The sequence below is a fragment of the Xenorhabdus yunnanensis genome (genome assembly GCF_028598805.1).
GTDB classification, from domain to species: domain Bacteria; phylum Pseudomonadota; class Gammaproteobacteria; order Enterobacterales; family Enterobacteriaceae; genus Xenorhabdus; species Xenorhabdus yunnanensis.
Map to the genome: position 1 here is coordinate 1 of NZ_JAQRFI010000257.1, position 383 is coordinate 383.

A 383-nucleotide genomic window follows, 5' to 3' on the forward strand; every position below is an offset into this window, starting at 1 on the left:
GAACGGGCGGTAATAAATAGCTATGAGCTGACGAAAGTCACACAGCAATATGCTGAAATTCGCTCGCAAATCGATATTGATGCCAGTGGTGAATCGCATTTCGCACAACTCCTGATGGATATCGACATTGAATACCATCAGGGTGAGGAGGATTTTTACCCCATCGAAACGCACCCACTGGACGGTATTGACGTGACCGTAGCGATGCCAGCACACACACCCGAACCCAAAATCAGCATTAATCTGGAGTAAACCCCATGTTTGTTAAACCCGTTGCCGGGCGGCTGGTACGCGACCCGGTTAGAGGCACTCATTTGCCTGAAGGCTGCACAGAGGTACCAGACAGTCTGTTCTGGCATCGTCGCGTCAGAGACGGTGACGTT

General features: G+C 50.9%; 1 protein-coding gene and 1 pseudogene. Both read left to right on the plus strand.

Going from position 1 to position 383, the window contains the following annotated elements; translation table 11 throughout:
• Nucleotides 1-252: pseudogene (locus PSI23_RS22130) on the plus strand (ATP-binding protein); the annotation flags it as partial.
• A 5-nt stretch (nucleotides 253-257) separates the two neighbouring features.
• Nucleotides 258-383 (plus strand): DUF2635 domain-containing protein (locus PSI23_RS22135; protein WP_273556826.1); only part of this gene is annotated, 126 nt, incomplete at its 3' end.